Annotated in this window: 14 protein-coding genes; 12 read left to right on the top strand and 2 right to left on the bottom strand. The window is 50.2% G+C overall.

What is annotated here, in order from left to right; translation table 11 throughout:
• The first annotated feature begins 9 nt into the window (after window positions 1-9).
• The 9 genes from RAC89_RS00720 to RAC89_RS00680 all read left to right on the top strand — a co-directional run bounded on the left by RAC89_RS00720 (window position 10) and on the right by RAC89_RS00680 (window position 10,292).
• Window positions 10-1,656, top strand: coding sequence for an extracellular solute-binding protein (locus RAC89_RS00720; RefSeq protein WP_306611143.1), 1,647 nt, complete (start codon window positions 10-12; stop codon window positions 1,654-1,656).
• Window positions 1,657-1,737: 81 nt separating this feature from the next.
• On the top strand, window positions 1,738-2,628 hold the full coding sequence (locus RAC89_RS00715) for an ABC transporter permease (RefSeq protein WP_306611142.1): 891 nt from the start codon (window positions 1,738-1,740) through the stop codon (window positions 2,626-2,628).
• An 18-nt stretch (window positions 2,629-2,646) separates the two neighbouring features.
• Window positions 2,647-3,531: a carbohydrate ABC transporter permease gene (locus tag RAC89_RS00710; RefSeq protein ID WP_306611141.1), complete on the top strand. Its 885-nt coding sequence runs from the start codon at window positions 2,647-2,649 to the stop codon at window positions 3,529-3,531.
• A gap of 41 nt (window positions 3,532-3,572) precedes the next feature.
• Window positions 3,573-4,277: a histidine phosphatase family protein gene (locus RAC89_RS00705; protein ID WP_306611140.1), complete on the top strand. Its 705-nt coding sequence runs from the start codon at window positions 3,573-3,575 to the stop codon at window positions 4,275-4,277.
• A 207-nt stretch (window positions 4,278-4,484) separates the two neighbouring features.
• On the top strand, window positions 4,485-5,444 hold the full coding sequence (gene rbsK / locus RAC89_RS00700) for a ribokinase (RefSeq protein WP_306611139.1): 960 nt from the start codon (window positions 4,485-4,487) through the stop codon (window positions 5,442-5,444).
• A complete protein-coding gene (locus RAC89_RS00695; RefSeq protein ID WP_306611138.1) occupies window positions 5,413-6,432 on the top strand; it encodes a LacI family DNA-binding transcriptional regulator in 1,020 nt (339 codons plus the stop codon). Before rbsK ends, RAC89_RS00695 begins: the two co-directional genes overlap by 32 nt.
• Window positions 6,433-6,580: 148 nt before the next feature.
• The gene (locus RAC89_RS00690) at window positions 6,581-8,719 is read left to right on the top strand and encodes an ADP-ribosylglycohydrolase family protein (RefSeq protein ID WP_306611137.1); all 2,139 of its coding nucleotides are present in this window, start codon (window positions 6,581-6,583) and stop codon (window positions 8,717-8,719) included.
• Window positions 8,720-8,839: 120 nt separating this feature from the next.
• Window positions 8,840-9,547, top strand: a complete 708-nt coding sequence (locus RAC89_RS00685) for a DNA alkylation repair protein (protein WP_306611136.1) — start codon at window positions 8,840-8,842, stop codon at window positions 9,545-9,547.
• 46 nt (window positions 9,548-9,593) lie between these two features.
• Window positions 9,594-10,292, top strand: coding sequence for an aspartate/glutamate racemase family protein (locus RAC89_RS00680; RefSeq protein WP_306611135.1), 699 nt, complete (start codon window positions 9,594-9,596; stop codon window positions 10,290-10,292).
• Between the two features lie 86 nt (window positions 10,293-10,378).
• Here RAC89_RS00680 and RAC89_RS00675 read toward each other — a convergent pair whose 3' ends face one another.
• Window positions 10,379-11,257, bottom strand: coding sequence for a carbohydrate ABC transporter permease (locus RAC89_RS00675; protein WP_306611133.1), 879 nt, complete (start codon window positions 11,255-11,257; stop codon window positions 10,379-10,381).
• 12 nt (window positions 11,258-11,269) lie between these two features.
• A complete protein-coding gene (locus RAC89_RS00670) occupies window positions 11,270-12,223 on the bottom strand; it encodes an ABC transporter permease (protein WP_373429887.1) in 954 nt (317 codons plus the stop codon).
• Between the two features lie 262 nt (window positions 12,224-12,485).
• Here RAC89_RS00670 and RAC89_RS00665 point away from each other — a divergent pair, with 262 nt between their 5' ends.
• The 3 genes from RAC89_RS00665 to RAC89_RS00655 all read left to right on the top strand — a co-directional run bounded on the left by RAC89_RS00665 (window position 12,486) and on the right by RAC89_RS00655 (window position 17,607).
• Entirely contained in the window at window positions 12,486-14,144 is a 1,659-nt protein-coding gene (locus RAC89_RS00665; protein ID WP_306611131.1) for an extracellular solute-binding protein, read from the top strand.
• Window positions 14,145-14,231: 87 nt separating this feature from the next.
• A complete protein-coding gene (locus RAC89_RS00660) occupies window positions 14,232-16,007 on the top strand; it encodes a sensor histidine kinase (protein WP_306611130.1) in 1,776 nt (591 codons plus the stop codon).
• On the top strand, window positions 15,982-17,607 hold the full coding sequence (locus RAC89_RS00655) for a response regulator (protein ID WP_306611128.1): 1,626 nt from the start codon (window positions 15,982-15,984) through the stop codon (window positions 17,605-17,607). The genes RAC89_RS00660 and RAC89_RS00655 overlap by 26 nt, the downstream gene beginning before the upstream one ends.
• Window positions 17,608-17,634 lie beyond the last annotated feature (27 nt).

Genomic DNA, 17,634 nt, shown 5'->3' with positions numbered 1-17,634 from the left:
AGGGGACGTATGAAGAAACAAGCGTTAGTAACTTTGACGACGCTGGCTTTGTTGATGGCTGCGTGCTCAGGAAACCAGGAAGGTGCGGGTAACACGGTCAAAGAACCGGCCGCTGCCGACCCGAATGCGAAAGTTGATCCGTTCAAAATGCCTAGCCCCGTTGAAGTAACCACCTTCAAGAGTGTAAGTGCCGGTGCCAAGCTGCCTGCCGGAGACACCGTAGAGAGCAATCAGTATATGAAATATATTTCGCAAAAAACGAATATCAATTTCAAAATTCTCTGGTACGCCTCCGGGCCGGATTATGATCAAAAGATGAAGCTGGCCGTAGCGAGCAATGATCTTCCTGATATGATGCTTGTTGACGAACAGATGTTTTTGGCGCTGGCTGAAGCGGGTCAGATTGAAGACTTAACGAAGGTGTACGAAAGGTATGCTTCCCCTCTTACGAAGGAATTGTATGCCTCCACGAATAACAAAGCGCTGGAAAAAGCCACCTATAAAGGAAAGCTGATGGGGATTCCGAACATAAGCGTACAAGCCGATGCTGCGAGCCTATTGTGGGTACGTAAGGATTGGCTTGACAAGCTCGGGCTTCAGCCGCCCAAAACGGTCGACGATGTCATTGCGATCGCCAAAGCCTTCGTCGAGAAGGATCCTGACGGCAACGGTAAAGCGGATACTGTAGGTTTGGCCGGTTCTGAAAGCTCGCTAAGCGTACCGGGAAAGGCTCAGAGAATCGATTTTAAGGGCTTCTTCCAGGCATTCGGAGCCTATCCTTCCAACTGGATCAAGGATAGCTCAGGCAAAATCGTTTATGCTTCGATTCTTCCTGAAACCAAGCAAGCGCTGGGCAAGCTGCGGGAGATGTATGCCGCCGGGCTGATCGACAAGGAATTCGCCTTGCTGAAGGACCCGAATCAGGTTGTCGTGAGCGGAAGAGCGGGCATGTTCTTCGGACCTTGGTGGTCCGGCGGGCTGATAGCGGACGCAATGAAAAACAATCCCAAGGTAGATTACGTTCCCTATCTGATTCCGGATGCCAAGGGAGTCGTTAACAATATGATGATCCCCGTTAGCAATCGTTTTATTGTAGTGAAAAAAGGAATGAAGCACCCCGAAGCAGCCATGATCTATGCGAATACGTTCATTGCAGCTCAGCGCAAGGTTGACCCGGATGCCTTGAAGCTTGATTTCACGGTTAGTGCGGAATATTGGCCGATCGGCAATGCCACCTATGATTATGCCGATGCCGTTGAGAGGAAGTCGGATACGCTGAAAAAGGCGATGAGCGGAGAAGTCAAGCCGGAGGCGCTGAATCCCGAAATGAAGGAAATGTACGATAAAGCGATGCGGGATAAGCAAAATCCGAAGGCTGACCTAAAGGACTGGTCGGGATATTACGGCTATACAGTACCGGCTGACTTACTCAAGACGAAAATGAATCAAATGTTTAGTGAATATACGGCTGTCACCAAGACGATGGAGCGGAAATGGGCGAACCTCCAGAAGCTGGAGAAAGAGACCTTCTTCAAAATCGTAATGGGCCAGCAGCCGCTTGAATCGTTCGACCAATTCGTAACGGACTGGAAAGCGCAAGGCGGCGATGAAATTACGAAGGAAATCACCGACGAAATAAACAAGGCCAAAAAGTAGAGTAAGCCCAATCCAAGAAAGCACCCCATATCGCTATTGGCGGTGCTTTCTTCATTCCTTAGCGTTAGAGGTGAGTCATCCATGAATATTAAGTCTTATTACAAGCACTACCATCTGATGCTCTTGCCGGGGATTCTGTTTCTCATCGTATTTCATTTGGTTCCGATGTTTGGGATCGTGATTGCGTTTCAGCATTTTAAAATCGGACTTGGCATATGGAACTCTCCATGGATAGGTCTGGAGAATTTCGAATACATGTTTCAAATTAAGGATAGCGGTCAGATCTTCTACAACACTGTGTTTATCTCCGTAGGCAAAATCATTGCGCACCTCATCGTTCCCTTGATTTTTGCTATCCTTTTGAATGAGGTTCGATTCATAGCCTTTAAAAGATGGGTGCAAACGATTGTTTATTTGCCTCACTTCTTGTCTTGGGTGATCCTGGCCGGTGTCGTCATTGATATGCTGTCGCTCAACGGGATTGTCAATCAAATCATGAAAGCCTTCGGATATGAGCCCGTCATGTTTTTGGCCAGCAACCAATGGTTTCCGGCCATCATCGTTTCCAGCGATATTTGGAAGGAATTCGGCTTCGCCGCCATTATTTATTTAGCGGCTCTTGCCGGAATCAACCCTGCTCTGTATGAAGCGGCCGAGATGGATGGAGCTTCGAGATTTCAGCAGCTGATCTACATCACTTTGCCGAGCTTGCTTCCGACCGTTGTTTTGCTGGCTACACTAAGCATCGGAAACATTCTGAATGCAGGCTTCGATCAAATATTCAATTTGTACAATCCCTTAGTCTATGAATCCGGAGATATTATCGATACTTATGTGTACAGAGTGGGACTCGTGCAGGCGCAATACGGGTTTGCTACGGCCGTAGGTCTAATGAAATCCGTTATCGGATTTATCCTGATCATCATCTCCTATAAGGTTGCTTATAAATATGCAAACTACCGTATTTTCTAACAAAGCAGGTGAATAAGAATGGTTCGGAACAAAACGTTACCGGCCCGAGCGGCCGAAGCTGTTTTATTGCTTCTAATGCTGTTGATATCTCTCGTTTCTATCGGTCCTGTGCTTCATACGATCTCCGTTTCATTCAGCGATAATGCAGCGGCGGCTGGCGGGTTTGTTAAGCTATGGCCAGTGGGCTTTAATTTTGAATCGTATAAGCGGATTATGGAAGAGCCTCATTTCGTCAATTCCTTCCTCGTCTCGGTCAAGAGAGTATTACTTGGAGGTACGATCAACCTTGTCCTTACCATCATGATGGCATATCCGCTATCGAGAAGCGTCAAGGAGTTCCCATACCGGAACATCTACATGTGGTTCATGCTCTTCACGATGCTGTTTAGCGGCGGCATTATCCCACTCTACTTGACGGTGAAGGGACTAGGTTTATTTAACACGATCTGGGCATTGGTTCTCCCGGGGGCCGTCCCCGTGTTTAATGTGATTTTGTTGATGAATTTCTTTCGTAATATGCCGAAGGAGCTTAGCGATGCAGGCTATATCGACGGGGCTGGGCCTTGGTATATGATGATCAAAGTTTTTGTCCCGCTTTCGCTGCCGGCACTCGCGACGGTAACGTTATTCAGCGTTGTAGGGCATTGGAATGCGTTTTTCGACGGCATGATCTTTATGCGCAGTGCGGAGAACTACCCGCTGCAAACCTACATTCAGCAGCTAGTTATTAATTTGAACATTGTAGAGCTCGATTCGACGCAAGCTGAACTGCTCTTGAAGGTGTCTGATAAAACACTCAATGCAGCCAAAATCGTCGTGTCGATGGTACCCATTTTAGTCGTATACCCATTTTTGCAAAAGTATTTTATCCATGGCATTATGCTTGGATCCGTCAAAGAATAGCCGGTGGGCTAATATGTGCCCCGAATACAAGGAGAGATGTCATGCGGTTGTATATCATTCGTCATGCCGACCCGGATTATGAACGAGGGACGATAACGCCGGACGGCCATTTGGAAGCGCAGGCGCTGGCAGACAGATTGATGGAGCACGGGCTTGACCGAATTTATTGCTCACCTATGGGTCGGGCGATCCACACGATGCAGTACACTACGGACCGGCTGCGCATGCAAGCGATTATTGTGGACTGGATGCAAGAGATAAATGGAATGAATGTAACTGTCGGTGAATGGGGAAGCATGAGCCCGTTCGAGCTGCCGGGAGAAGTGATCCTGGAGAAGGAGCCTTTCCCGGGACATCATAATTGGCACGAAAATCCTTTTCTTTCCGATGGGCGGTTACAAGCCAAAGTGAAAGAAATTCAAGAGAGTTCGGATGCGTTCCTGAGCTCTCTCGGTTATGAACGGGAAGGAGGCAGGTATCGCTGCGTTCGACCGAACGAGGAACAGGTTGCCGTTTTTTGTCATGGCGGACTCGGTCTAACATGGCTTGCCCATCTGTTGCAGCTGCCTACCTCGCTTGCATGGTCAGCGTTCTGGCTGGCTCCAAGCTCGGTTACCACAATTCTCATGGACCGGCGCTCGGACGAGTGGGCGGTTCCCCGCTGCATCGGGCTGGGGGATACGTCGCATTTGCATAAGGCAGGGCTGCCGATTAAGCCAAGAGGCATACTTGCGAATTATTATTAAAGAGTAACCTCATGGAATCTCCCGCGAATTTCTTGGGAGGTACGACAAAATCAATGGCGCATGAAGCTGCCGGCTACCGGATGGATGCATTGACTTATGCGGCTGTCGGTCGATATTTTTGAAACAATGTAAATTGACGAGCAGCACGAAGTTGTGCAATAATAATTTTGGAATCGGTTCCAAAATTGATGCGATGGGCGGTACGAAATGAACAGAATCGTAGTAGTCGGCAGTATTAATGTGGATATTGTAAGCAGAATTAAGCAGTATCCCGTGCCGGGTGAAACAATTAAAAGCGAAAGCACAGAGATACATTATGGAGGCAAGGGTGCCAACCAAGCAGTTGCCGCTGCCCTTTCCGGCGGCGATGTGACGATAATCGGGGCTGTAGGATCAGACCCTTACGGCCAGGATCTTATCCGGTCATTGCAAGGCCACGGTGTTGATACATCGATGGTGACAAGGAAACCCGGCACTTCCGGGATGGCCTATATTATGGTGGAAGCTTCCGGTCAGAATATTATTGTACTCGCAGAAGGGGCCAACGGAAAGCTGATGCCGGATGATGCGAGACTTGAAGCCGGGAAAGATACCGGGGGCATTTTGGTATTGCAAAATGAAATTCCCTGGGCAACAAATGAAAGTGTCATTCGTCGAGCCAGATCCTGCGGAATGAGTGTCATATTTAACCCTGCCCCGGCCGTCAAGATTCCGAAGGATGAGCTGCCGCTTATTGACACACTGATTCTTAATGAATCCGAAACCGAGTATATTACAGGCAGGGCAATCGGCGGTAAGAACGATGCCGAATTGGCCGCACGCCAATTGCTTGATGGAGGAGTCGGAGAAATCATTGTAACCATGGGAGCATTGGGCTCTCTATACATGAATTCCAATGGGGCGAGCGTCTATACGCCGGCACGGAAGGTTAAAGCAGTGGATACTACTTCAGCCGGAGACACGTTCATAGGCTGTTATGCCGCTGAGCTATGCGCCGGTAAACAAGTTGAAGAAGCCCTGCAATATGCATCTGCAGCTGCTGCCATTGCCGTCACGCGGAAGGGGGCCCAGTCTTCCATTCCGACACGCGATGAGGTAGAGCATTTTATGAAACTGGCTAACGGAGAAAGCGGAGATGCAGGAGAAACGGACGAAAGTAACCATTGATGATGTAGCTAAAAAGGCGGGAGTCGCCAAGTCTACTGTTTCAAGAATTATTAACAATGCGCCGGGGGTAAAGCCGGTTACTAAGCTCAAGGTAAATCGGATTATACAGGAGCTTGGCTTTACACCTAATCTTATGGCTCGGAGCTTGAAAACCAAGCTGCGCAGACAGATCGCATTGGCCATCGACGATATCCGAAATCCCTACTACCCGGAGCTTGCCTGGGCTGCGGAGCAGGTGGCCAAACAAAACGATTACAGGCTTGTATTGATCAACCATTACGGTAACCCTTCCGAGGAACTGGCGGTTATTAAGGAGGCGAACGATATGCACGTTGACGGTATCGTCCTGCTCTCCATCAGCCACCCGAAGACACTGCCTTCCGCCGTCAAACAATCGTCCATTCCGGTCAGCTTGATCGGCAGTTACGGTGAGGACATTCAAGCCGACACCGTAGGACTCAGCAGATCGGAAGGATACCTGGCAATGGAGCATCTGATCCGTATCGGCAGAAGGCGTATTGCTTATGCCGGCGGTCCTTCGACATTGCATCGCGGGGGGCGGTATGCCGCTTACGAGAAATCCCTTGCCTCCCACGCAATACCGCTCGATTCTTCGCTCGTGTTCACTGGAGAGAGACTAGCTCTGGAAACAGGAATAGAAGCGGCGCGGTATTTCTGTAAACTAGAGGAGCTGCCCGATGCGGTTTTCGCGGCCAATGACCTGGTTGCAATCGGACTCCTTCAAGAATTTACCGAGCAGGGCGTAAGGGTACCGGAGGATATAGCTGTATTAGGAATCGATAATATTCCATGGTGTACGCTGGTACGGCCCCAATTGACATCCGTTTCGAATTTAGTAACGGAAATGGGGCGGATTGCAGTTGAAATGCTGCTGAATCGAATCGATCGCGAAGTCGAGCTGCCTTTCCAAAAGGTGCTCTTGGAGCCGCGTTTGATCGTGAGGGAATCGACGGTGAAGCAGAATTGAGCAGTTGATGGCTGCCTTAATCATGGATGAATGGGGAGGCAGACCATCGGCACTCTTTTGCGAAAAATAAAACCGGTTCCATAATGATTATTTTGTTCCCTATATTTTAACAAAAAGAACCTACGGATGAGCGAGGGTGGTAGGACTTATGACGATTCAACAGGATTATGTAGAAAAAGTGTACGCCGGCTGGCTGGCCAAGGTGATCGGCGTCAGGCACGGAGGAAATATTGAGAATTGGACTTATGAGCGAATTGAACGAACGTTTGGTGAAGTAACCGAATATCTGCACGAATTTAAAAATTTTGCCGCCGACGACGATACGAACGGCCCGCTTTTTTTCCTGAGAGCGCTGGAGGATTATGTATGCGGACCCGAGATCACCGCTGAGCAAATGGGACTTACCTGGTTGAACTATGCGCCGGACGGCCATGGCTTTTACTGGTGGGGGGGCTATGGGAAGTCTACAGAGCATACAGCCTACTTAAATTTGAAAAACGGTATTATGGCGCCCCGCTCCGGCTCGATCGAGCAGAACGGGCTTGCGGTAGCCGAGCAGATCGGCGGTCAAATCTTTATCGACGTGTGGGGACTTGTGGCTCCCGGCAATCCGGAGCTGGCCGCGCATCTGGCTGAGAAAATCGCTTCCGTTTCGCATGACGGAAACGGGAAATACGGCGGCATGTTTGTTGCCGCGTGCATCGCCGCTGCCTTCGTAGAAACGGATATCGTGCAAATTATCGAGCGCGGGCTGGCCGTGATTCCCGAGGATTGCGAATACACGCGTGTTACGAGGAATGTAATCGCTTACTATAAAGCGCACCCGGACAATTGGCGCGACGCATTTCACTATGTAAAAGCAAACTTTGGCTACGATAAATATCCGGGGCAATGCCACATTATCCCGAATTCAGCCGTTATGATCTTATCGCTCATGTATGGGGAGGGTGATTTCAGCAGGACGATCAACATATGCAACATGTGCGGCTGGGATACGGACTGCAACGTTGCCAATGTAGCGACTATCGTTGGGGTAAGAAACGGGCTTGCAGGCATTGACGAGAAGTGGCGGAAGCCGATCAACGATTTTCTGTGCTGCTCCAGCGTCATCGGTTCCTTGAACATTCTTGACATACCGTGGTGCGCTTCCTACATCGCACGTCTTGGCTACAAGCTGGCAGGCGAGCAGATTCCTGAGAAATGGGCGCCCATACTCAAGAAAAGCGGATTGAAATTTCATTTTGAATATCCCGGCTCCACGCATGCGTTCCGTTTGGAGCATAATGACCCGCTTCATGTTACGGGCACGATTCGTAATACGGCTGAAGCAGCCGCTTCGGGAAGCCGTTCCTTAAAGGTGCTCTTCGATAAGGTGCAGGGAGGTAACGCGTATCGCGTGTTTCATCAAACGTACTATCGTCCGAGCGATTTTAACGACAGCCGTTATGACCCAAGCTTCTCTCCAATACTGTATCCGGGGCAGCATATCGAGGCGAAGGTGATGCTCCCTGGTAACGGCATTCGGCGTGTGAAAGTCCGTTTATATGTAAAAGACGGGAACAGCGGCGCCTATCATTACGGTGAAGCCGTTCCGTTGATCCATAACGAGTGGACACAGCTGCAATATCAAATTCCCCGCATGAGCGGCTGCTGTCTGGAGCAGGCAGGCATCGAGCTCGTTCCGATGGACGGTAAAGGAGCTCATGGCCCGAGTCTCGTTTGCTTCCTCGACGACTTTGAATTCGGCGGCAAACCAAGCTATCAGATCGATTTTGCCAAGGAGCGAATGGAGAAGTGGAACGGGCTCCATCTTGAAGTGAGCCAGCTGAGCTATTTGCGAGGTATATGGACGCTTGAGGACGGAGAGCTGAGCGGAAGCTACTTCGGAGAAAGTGCGGAGAGCTATACGGGATGCCTGGATTGGGATGATTATACGTTTGAAGCGGTCATGGTGCCGAAGCTCGGCGATCATCACCGAATCAATTTCCGTGTTCAGGGTGGGATCCGTTCGTATGCGGTCGGTTTCGCTCCCGGCGGCAAGCTGGCGCTGCTCAAGAACGACAACGGCTACAGCACGTTGAGGGAGGTCGACTTTGGATGGCAGCTGGGGCAGGCGGCGACCGTTACGGTGAAGGCCGTGGGCAATCGTTTTGAAATCTCCGTCAATGGGGTAACGTTAATGGAATATATGGATAACAACCATCCGTATCTGACCGGGATGATCGGGTTTTCGAACGCAGAGGGAAGCCATACGCATTACCGCGGCTTTTCGCTGACAAGCTTATAATTAGTGCAAAACCTTTGCCGATCTCCTTGCAGACCCATATGAGCGTAACAACTTTTCCGCCTTCAAAAAATGGTATAATCACTTTATGACGACCCCACCAAACGAAGGAAGTGGAAAACGATGAATTTTGAGACGGTTATGCAGGAGCTTGAGGCTCTCGGTAAAGAACGACTCAAGAAAATGTACCTATCCAATGGCGCGCGCGAGCCGCTTTTTGGAGTGGCAACGGGTGACATGAAGGCGATCTTCAAGAAAACCAAGCTCAATCAACCTTTGGCGGAGCAGCTTTATGCCACGGGGAATTACGACGCAATGTATTTTGCCGGAATCATAGCTGAACCAAACTCAATGACGGAAGCGGATTATGACCGTTGGTTGGATTCGGCCTATTTTTACATGCTGTCCGATTTTGTAGTGGCGGTCACTTTGTCGGAAGCGGATATTGCGCAAGATGTTGCCGATAAGTGGATTGCAAGTGGCGAAGATTTGAGAATGTCGGCAGGCTGGAGTTGTTATTGCTGGCTGCTCGGGAGTCGTCCGGATAGCGAATTCTCGGAAAGCAAACTTACCAGGATGCTTGAACAAGTGGAACATACGATTCACACTGCCCCCGAGCGAACGAAATATTCAATGAGTAATTTTCTGTACACCGTCGCGACGTCCTATGTACCGCTCCATGATAAGGCGGTCGCAACCGCCAAGGCAGTGTGCCCGGTAGAAGTCAAAAGCGATACGGGAAAAAGCAAGCTGTTAAACGCTCTCGATAATATTCAAAAGACGGTATATAGAGGGAAGCTTGGCTTTAAACGCAAGCATGTAAGGTGTTAACTTCTGCTATAATGTAGGATGAAAAAATAGTAGGGGTGCTAAACCTATGAAGACAATAGGTCTTATCGGCGGAATGAGCTGGGAGTCATCCTTGCTCTATTACCAAATCATCAATCAACGTGTAAAGGAAAAGCTAGGAGGGCATCATTCGGCAAAGAGCCTCATGTATTCGGTGGATTTCCATGAAATCAAAACGCTTCAACATCAAGGGAAATGGGATGATGCCACAAAAATAATGATCGATTCGGCGCAAAAACTAGAAGCCGGTGGAGCCGATTTACTAGTCATATGTACGAATACGATGCACAAGATGGCAAAAGAAGTAGAAGAATCGGTTTCTATCCCTTTGCTTCATATTGCTGATTCGACTGCACATGCAATTGTAAAGGATGGATTGAAGAAGGTCGCTTTATTGGGGACTGCTTTTACTATGGAACAAGATTTTTACAAAGGTAGACTCGTTGAAAAGTTTGGACTCGAAGTTATTGTTCCGGATGAAACCGAAAGAATGGTGATTCATGACATCATCTACCAAGAGCTTTGTCTTGGAATCATTAACGAAGAGTCTAGGCAATCCTACATAAAGATCATTAACAATCTTAGCCGTCAGGGAGCAGAAGCCATTATTCTTGGATGTACAGAAATAACGCTGCTTATATCACAGCATCATTGCAGTATCCCGATTTATGATACAACAAGAATTCATGCTGAGTCTGCTGTTGACTACGCATTAAGAGAAGCCTAAGTATCTGAATTAATGAAATCAACAAAAAGGAAGCTCCACTCGAATTGGGGCTTCCTTTTTGTATCGTTGCGTTTGTGTCGTATATGCTATTCCTTAACCGACCCTACTACCATGCCCTTCACAAAGTACTTCTGCAGGAACGGATACACCAGGAGGATCGGCAAAGCTCCGATGAAAATCTGTGCTGCCTTCACTGTATTGTTGGAGATGTTCTCCATCTCCCGGCCAAGGGTCGAGAGCTGAGTGGAATCGATCTGGATCAGAATGGTTTGAAGGAACGTGGCCAGGGGATAGTCCTCGATGCTCTTCAAGTAAATGAGTCCGTCAAACCAGGCGTTCCAATGTCCAACCATCTTGAAGAGGGACAATGTGGCAACGGCCGGCAGAGACATCGGCAGATAGATGAGCGTAAGGATCTTAAACTGCCCGGCCCCGTCGATCAGAGCCGCCTCCTCCAAGGCTAGCGGAATGTTGCGGAAGAAATTGAGCAGCAGCACGATCAGCCACACATCGATGGCACCGGGCAGTATGAGCGCCCACAAGGAGTTCATCAGGCCCAGCTTCTGAATGACGATATACGTCGGCACCAAGCCTCCGCCGAACAACAACGTAACGACGAAAAACCAAGAGTAGCCCGTACGGCTCCGCAGCACCGAGGAGTCCTTGGATAAAGGATACGCGGTGAGAAAGGTGACGATCATGGTGATGACGGTTCCGACCACCGTTCGCTGCACGGATACCCATAGAGAATGGAGAAAGTTTTGGTTGCTTAGTGTTTTCCTGTAGGCGTCCAAGGTGAAGTCGATCGGAAGCAGGCCTACGAGATTGGCATTGGCAGGCGCACGGCCGCTGAGAGAAACCGCTAACGTGTGAATGAGGGGAAGTATGCAAAGAAAAGCAATTACGGCCAGGAAAATATAATTGAACCATGTAAAAATCCGATATGGCAGCGTTTTATGATACAAGCTTACCCCCCCTTAGAAGATTCGGTAATTGGCTGTCTTCAGCGCAATCCGGTACACCGAAAGAATCAAGATACAGCTGACGATAGATTTGAATAAACCAATGGCGGTAGCGAAGCTGAGCTTTTGGCTGAGAATCCCGACACGGTATACGTACGTATCGATAATGTCGCCTTTGTCATAAACCAACGGGTTATACAGGTTATAAATTTGATCGAAGCCGGCGCTAAGGATACTGCTCAGCGATAAAGTAGCACAGACTGTCATAATAGGGATGAGACTTGGAATGGTAATATGGAAGGTCTGCTGCCATCGTGAAGCGCCATCCACCTCAGCAGCTTCGTACAGATCGGGATTGATGCCTGCCAGTGCCGCCAGATAAATAATCGTGCTAAAGCCGAACTCCTTCCAGATCTCACTGGTCACGACGGTAAACCGGAACCAGTTCCCATCCCCTAGAAAAAAGATCGGCGGAAGCCCGAACCAGCTCTGGAGAACCCGGTTGACCAGCCCTCCTTCAGGGGACAGCAGGTCCGTCAAGATAGCCCCTAGAATAACCCAGGAGAGGAAATGGGGGAGGTAAACCAGCGTTTGTACGACGCGTTTGAATGCCATTTTGCGTACTTCGTTTAACAATAGGGCAAATACGACGGGAACAACGATCATAAAAACTATCTTTAAGGACGCAATAAGCAGCGTGTTCCAAATCACCTGAAGACTATCGATTCGCTCGAAAATGGCGGTGAAATGCTTGAGTCCCACCCATTCGGAGCCGGTAATGCCCAAATAAGGCTTGTAATCCTGAAAGGCGATTATCACACCGAACATAGGAAGGTAATGGAACAAAAAGGCAAGGATTACACCAGGCAGCAGCATAAGATGAAAGGCCCAGGTTTTGTAAAATCTGCGGAGCAGCGGCGGCCCGCCGGCCGGACGTGGCGTCGCCTCCGGATGTGTTGTCATGTTCATTCTTTCACCTCTTTAGGGACGTATTAGCGCTTGTAACCACATTCTAGCATAGCCCCTAGGACAGCTATATACCGTTTTCTTAACACCTGATATTGTTTTGTAAAGGCATTGTGAAAGAAATGCCGCCATGTTAAAAAAAGAACATCTCGTCTTTATAATGTGTTATTTCCACGCAAAGCGGTAGTCCTTTATGATTTCATTAGGAAGACAAATTCGAAAGGTTAAGGGGGAACGCACGTTGCTTCTAACTACAAAGAAAATCATGTTGACCTTACTTAGCACGGTCTTGGCCGGCTCGGCCATCGGCTGCTCGTCCGGCAGCGGAGGCGGCAGTACGGCAAGCGATAAGCCGGAAACGGCTCCGCTCAAGCAGGTAAACGGCAAATTTGATCCGCCCGTTACCATTACTACGGTGAGGGGAGTACCGGGCCCAGCCACCTTCAAGAACGGGGAGAGCATCGACGATAACGTGCACACCCGGTGGGCGAAGGAGAAGCTGGGAATCGAAATCAAGAGCTTATGGTCGGTCGTGAATACGAATAACGCCTACGATACCAAGCTGAAGCTGGCTTTATCCGCCAATGAGCCCATGCCGGATATCGTCCATGCCAGCGGCGAGATGGCCCGCCTTCTCATCGAATCGGGACGGTTCCAGGATGCGGGCGCACTTTTCGACAAGTATGCGGGGGAGACATGGAAGAAGGCGATGGCCGAGGATCCTACCGTCTGGTTCGAATACTCGAGAGAAGGCAAACGGTATGGCATCCCGGCCTTGGACTACGATTACAACAATGATCCGGTAATGTGGGTTCGCGGGGATTGGATGAAGAAGCTGAATCTGACCCAGCCCAAAACCATCGATGAGTACGAAAAAATACTGGACGCCTTCACGAATCAGGACCCGGACGGGGACGGGCAGAAGAACACCTTCGGCTTGTCTGTAGGCTTTAAGAAGGCATTCGCCAATCACTTCGGTGTCAGCTGGCTCTTCGGAGCGTACGGCGCGATCCCCGGGATCTGGCAGAAGCAGCCGGACGGCACCCTCGCCTACGGCTCTGTGCAGCCGGGCGTGAAGGAAGCTCTTGCGAAGCTCAAGAGCTGGGTAGCCAAGGGCTATATACCGAAGGAAGCCCCCGTGTGGGATGAGGCCAAAGCAGGCTCTTTCGTCTCGGCAGGCCGGGCGGGCAGCTTCACAGGTCCCTATTGGTCCGAAGCATGGCCGATGGGCGACTTGACGAAGAACAACCCTACGGCAGAGCTGGCCACCTATACACTGCCGGTCGGTTCCAGCGGCAAGGGCATGCATTTTGCAACCCATCCGTATGCAGGTGCCATTTTTATCAATAAAGAAATGAAAAACCCGGAAGCCTTCTTCACCTACGGCAATTTCCTTTTTGACAATTTGGCCGATCCGAAGGCAGGCAGCGAGTTTGAGAACGGCTGGGCAAAGGGCTACGACTGGGATGTGGTGGACGGTAAGGTTACCACGGACCTGACCAAAATTCCAGGCGGCGGCGTACGCGTATTTTTCTACAGCCTGCTAATGACGCAAGGTCCGCGAATTCCGTCCCAGAACATTACCGCCTTAGTTAATTTGGCAAAGAGCGGCAATAAGCCGACAACGCCATACGAGCGTTACTGGTCCCAACTGGCGCCGCCTATCGAGCTGCAATCTTCCAGCAACGTTTGGAACCAGCGGGCGAACCGCGTCATGAACGCTTATACCGGCGGGGCTACGGCAACGATGACGGATAAGGGAGACTTCTTAAATAAGCTGGAGATGGAAACGTTCAGTAAGATCGTGTTCGGTGATGAACCCGTAGAAGCCTACGATAAATTCATCCAGACCTGGAAATCCCAAGGGGGCGACGCCATTACCAAGGAAGTCAACGACTGGTATAAGAGCGTAAGCAAAAAGTAACCCCATGGCAAAGAAGGAATTGACCGCCTCATAGAGAAAGGCATTAGTAAAACAATGTCAACATATGAGGGGAACGGTGAACCGGCAATGGATCGAAAGGTAACGATATTCACCAAAGCGGTAGTCATGATTTTAAGCATATTGATCCCCGTGGTGCTCCTGTTTGCCATTTCCAATCAAACGGCCGTTCATGTCGTTGAGGACGAAATGAAAAAAAACAACCTGAACAAGCTTCGGTTTCTTCACCAGCAAATGGAGCAGAAAATCGACCAGCTTTCGATGAATTCCATTGCCATGTCCAATGATGCCGCGATCCGGGAGCTGGAATACCGACACCAATCCGAGTCGTACTACGACCGGGAAAGACTGCTGCGCATGATTCTCGATAATATTACCCTGCAGTCCGGCATCAGCGGATGGCTGACGGACATCACCGTGTATTCCAGGCTCACGAAGGATATCATCTCAACCTCCAGCGCCTCGGTGGATCTGAAGGAGCAGCTGCTCATTAACGATATTGCCAGAGGCTGGAGCTACGCGACCGTCGATAACGGGAAAACGGTGAACCCTCAGTTCGTTTGGTTTGCCGTTCATCCTATTACGGCATTCGAGCATCCGGAGGCGGCGAAGCTGATTGTCAAAACATCCTTTTCGCCCTCGTACTTGAAGGATATGCTCGATCAATATAAGGCGGACGGACAGGGCGATCCGTTCCTGTATCATCCGAAGCACGGGGTGCTCGCTAACCGAACGGTGAATCAGGCCGGCTCAGCCGACTTAATCAACTATCTCCATTCGCAGACCCTGGAACAGTCCAGGCTTCATTTTACCGTGGAGATGAACGGCCGTAAGTCTCTGGTCAGCTATCTAAAGCTGAATAATCTGGGCTGGTACCTGGTAGACTCCGTTCCCTTGGAGGACATTCTGACGCCTGTAACGAAGACGCGCAATTTGTTCTACGGCTCGACGCTGCTGCTGCTGCTGCTCAGTGTGATCGCATCGTATGTGTTATACCGCAACGTTCAGGTACCCATACGGGCGCTCGTTCGTCATGTGCAGCGGATCAGGAAGGGGGATTATTCCTCTAGGATAGAGCTTACCGGCGGGACGGAATTCTCCTTCCTCATAACTCGGTTCAATGAAATGACAGCGCAAATTCAAGATTTGCTGGAGAAGGTGGTCGCCGAGAAGCTGCGATCCAAGGAAGCGGTGCTGAAGCAGCTGCAGTCGCAGATCAATCCGCATTTTCTGTATAACTGCCTGTTCTTTATTAAAAATATGGCACGTATGGGGGATGTGGACTCCATTGAGGCCATGTCGCTGAATCTTGGCGATTACTTCCGATATACGACACGGCTCGGCAACCAGTCGGCCACCTTGGAGGAAGAGCTGTCTCTGATTACCAACTACCTGGAGATTCAAAATCTGCGAATGCAGCGCATTGCTTACGACATTCAAGTACCGGAAGCGATGAGGGGTATTGTGGTCCCCCGTCTTATGCTCCAGCCGCTCGTTGAAAATGCCATTCTTCATGGCATCGAGCCTAAGGAGGGCAGGGGAATGGTCAAGATTGTAGGAGAGCTCCGCGATAACGGGGATTGCCGTCTCATCGTTACGGATAACGGAATCGGCATGGCTCCTGAGAAGCTGGCAGCGATGCAGCTGGCCATGGACCGCAAAGAAAGCGAAGAGGAAGGACGCTTCGGCTTTGGCCTATGGAATGTGAATCAGCGGGTGAAGCTGATGTTCGGTGAAGGGACCGGTCTGTTCTTTTTCGGTAATCCTGAGGGTGGCATAACATCAACCATTGTTCTTCGGACGGGGAGGGGGGATGAGCATGTATCAGCTGTTGATTGTGGATGATGAGCCGTCGGTAGTCGATACGATAGCGCATACGCTCCCATGGCAGGAGCTTGGTGTCGCCGAGGTCATGTGCGCCTATTCCGGCCGGGAAGCCTTGGAGCTGATTAAGAATCATGTCGTCGATATCGTCATCACGGATATTCGTATGCCTGGTATGGACGGTATCCAACTGATGGAGCAGAGCGCCAAATTTACGCGCAGCACGCAGTTCATTCTGTTAACCGGTTATGCCGAGTTCGATTACGCCAAACGCGCCTTGCAGCTCGGAGCGGCCGATTATTTACTTAAGCCCGTGAGTGACAGCCAGCTGATCGAATCGATCCGCAGAATCATACAGCAGCTGGAGGCGGAAGTAGCGGAGGCCGCTTCCTTCCAGCTCGCGGCAGAGATCCTCAGAGAGCATCAGCCTGCACTGAAATCGGAGGTACTGAGCAAGCTGGTGGAGGAAGGACGACTGGAGGCGGAGGATCACCTTGCCTTGCTTGGGATTCCGTTTATGCCGGAGGACTTGATAAGCTTGGTATTGATCCGGCTCGAAGGGCGCTTCTCACGCTACAACCAAAGAGACCGAATGCTCATGGAATTTTCCGTGCTTAATATGGCCGAAGAATTGATGGGGCCTTACTTGGAGCTGTGGACCTGCCGGGACCGTCATGAATACCTGGTCCTTGCGCTGAAAGGGAAGGAGAATGCGGAATCGGAGGAAGAACTCCAGCTGCTTCCGCGTATGTGCAGCCAGCTGCAGCATCATGTGATGAGGTATCTTAAGGGTGACATATCCGTTGTGATCGGAAATCCGGTAAGCTACCCGGATGCTGTGCAGGCCGGTTATCAGTCTGCTGTCAAGACGATGAGGCGTAGAATCGGCAAAGACGTTGGCCTGCTTATGACGGTAAACGATCCGGATTCCGGCCAAAAGGTGGCTGCATTGAAAACGCTTCACGAAGCGCCGACGCTCAGCCATTTGTTCGAAGCGGGCATGTGGGAGGAGGCCGTTCGCAAGATCGAGAACATTGCAGCGGAGCTCGAAGAGAACTGGGATGATTCGCCCGAATTGCTGGCCGAATGGTACCATACCCTCGTATCGGCCTGCTATCGGTATGCACACGCCAACGGTGAAACCCTTAGCCGGCTGCTCGAACGGATAGGAGTAACCGAATCCGTCCCGGAGCTTGGCACCCTGCTTTCCGTCGACCGGATGATGGAATGGGCGATAGACCTATGCCGGAAGCTGTCTATTGAGAATTCGGAGGAGTTGCACAGCTCCCGAGCGATGGTGATCGAGCAGGTTAAGGCTTACATCCATGAGCATTTGTCAGAGGATGTATCGCTCCATGTTCTTGCCGATCAAGTGAACCTTCATCCTGTCTACTTATCCAAGGTGTTTAAGCTGGAAACCGGCGAGGGCATCAAGGAGTACTTGCACCGGGTTCGGATGGAGAAAGCCGTTCACCTTTTAAAGCGCAGCGATTCGAAAATATACGAGGTAACCACTGCCGTAGGTTATTTGAATACGCCGTATTTTATCAAAGTGTTCAAAAAGGAATTCGGCATGACTCCTCAGGAGTACCGCGATCATCACAGCATTCGGCAGCAGTAAACTTATGAATCGGGAGGCTATTGAAGC

The sequence above is a fragment of the Paenibacillus sp. GD4 genome (assembly GCF_030846225.1).
Classification (GTDB): Bacteria; Bacillota; Bacilli; order Paenibacillales; family NBRC-103111; genus Paenibacillus_G; species Paenibacillus_G silviterrae.
This window is presented reverse-complemented; position numbering and strand designations above follow the sequence as displayed.

What these genes read in the sequence shown, in the direction of transcription:
- RAC89_RS00690 (WP_306611137.1), top strand. Translation starts at nt 6,581, where the DNA reads ATGACGATTCAACAGGATTATGTAGAAAAAGTGTACGCCGGCTGGCTG.
- RAC89_RS00695 (WP_306611138.1), top strand. Translation starts at nt 5,413, where the DNA reads ATGCAGGAGAAACGGACGAAAGTAACCATTGATGATGTAGCTAAAAAG.
- RAC89_RS00685 (WP_306611136.1), top strand. Translation starts at nt 8,840, where the DNA reads ATGAATTTTGAGACGGTTATGCAGGAGCTTGAGGCTCTCGGTAAAGAA.
- RAC89_RS00665 (WP_306611131.1), top strand. Translation starts at nt 12,486, where the DNA reads ATGTTGACCTTACTTAGCACGGTCTTGGCCGGCTCGGCCATCGGCTGC.
- RAC89_RS00655 (WP_306611128.1), top strand. Translation starts at nt 15,982, where the DNA reads ATGTATCAGCTGTTGATTGTGGATGATGAGCCGTCGGTAGTCGATACG.
- RAC89_RS00715 (WP_306611142.1), top strand. Translation starts at nt 1,738, where the DNA reads ATGAATATTAAGTCTTATTACAAGCACTACCATCTGATGCTCTTGCCG.
- RAC89_RS00660 (WP_306611130.1), top strand. Translation starts at nt 14,232, where the DNA reads ATGGATCGAAAGGTAACGATATTCACCAAAGCGGTAGTCATGATTTTA.
- rbsK (WP_306611139.1), top strand. Translation starts at nt 4,485, where the DNA reads ATGAACAGAATCGTAGTAGTCGGCAGTATTAATGTGGATATTGTAAGC.
- RAC89_RS00705 (WP_306611140.1), top strand. Translation starts at nt 3,573, where the DNA reads ATGCGGTTGTATATCATTCGTCATGCCGACCCGGATTATGAACGAGGG.
- RAC89_RS00710 (WP_306611141.1), top strand. Translation starts at nt 2,647, where the DNA reads ATGGTTCGGAACAAAACGTTACCGGCCCGAGCGGCCGAAGCTGTTTTA.
- RAC89_RS00720 (WP_306611143.1), top strand. Translation starts at nt 10, where the DNA reads ATGAAGAAACAAGCGTTAGTAACTTTGACGACGCTGGCTTTGTTGATG.
- RAC89_RS00670 (WP_373429887.1), bottom strand. Translation starts at nt 12,223, where the DNA reads ATGAACATGACAACACATCCGGAGGCGACGCCACGTCCGGCCGGCGGG.
- RAC89_RS00680 (WP_306611135.1), top strand. Translation starts at nt 9,594, where the DNA reads ATGAAGACAATAGGTCTTATCGGCGGAATGAGCTGGGAGTCATCCTTG.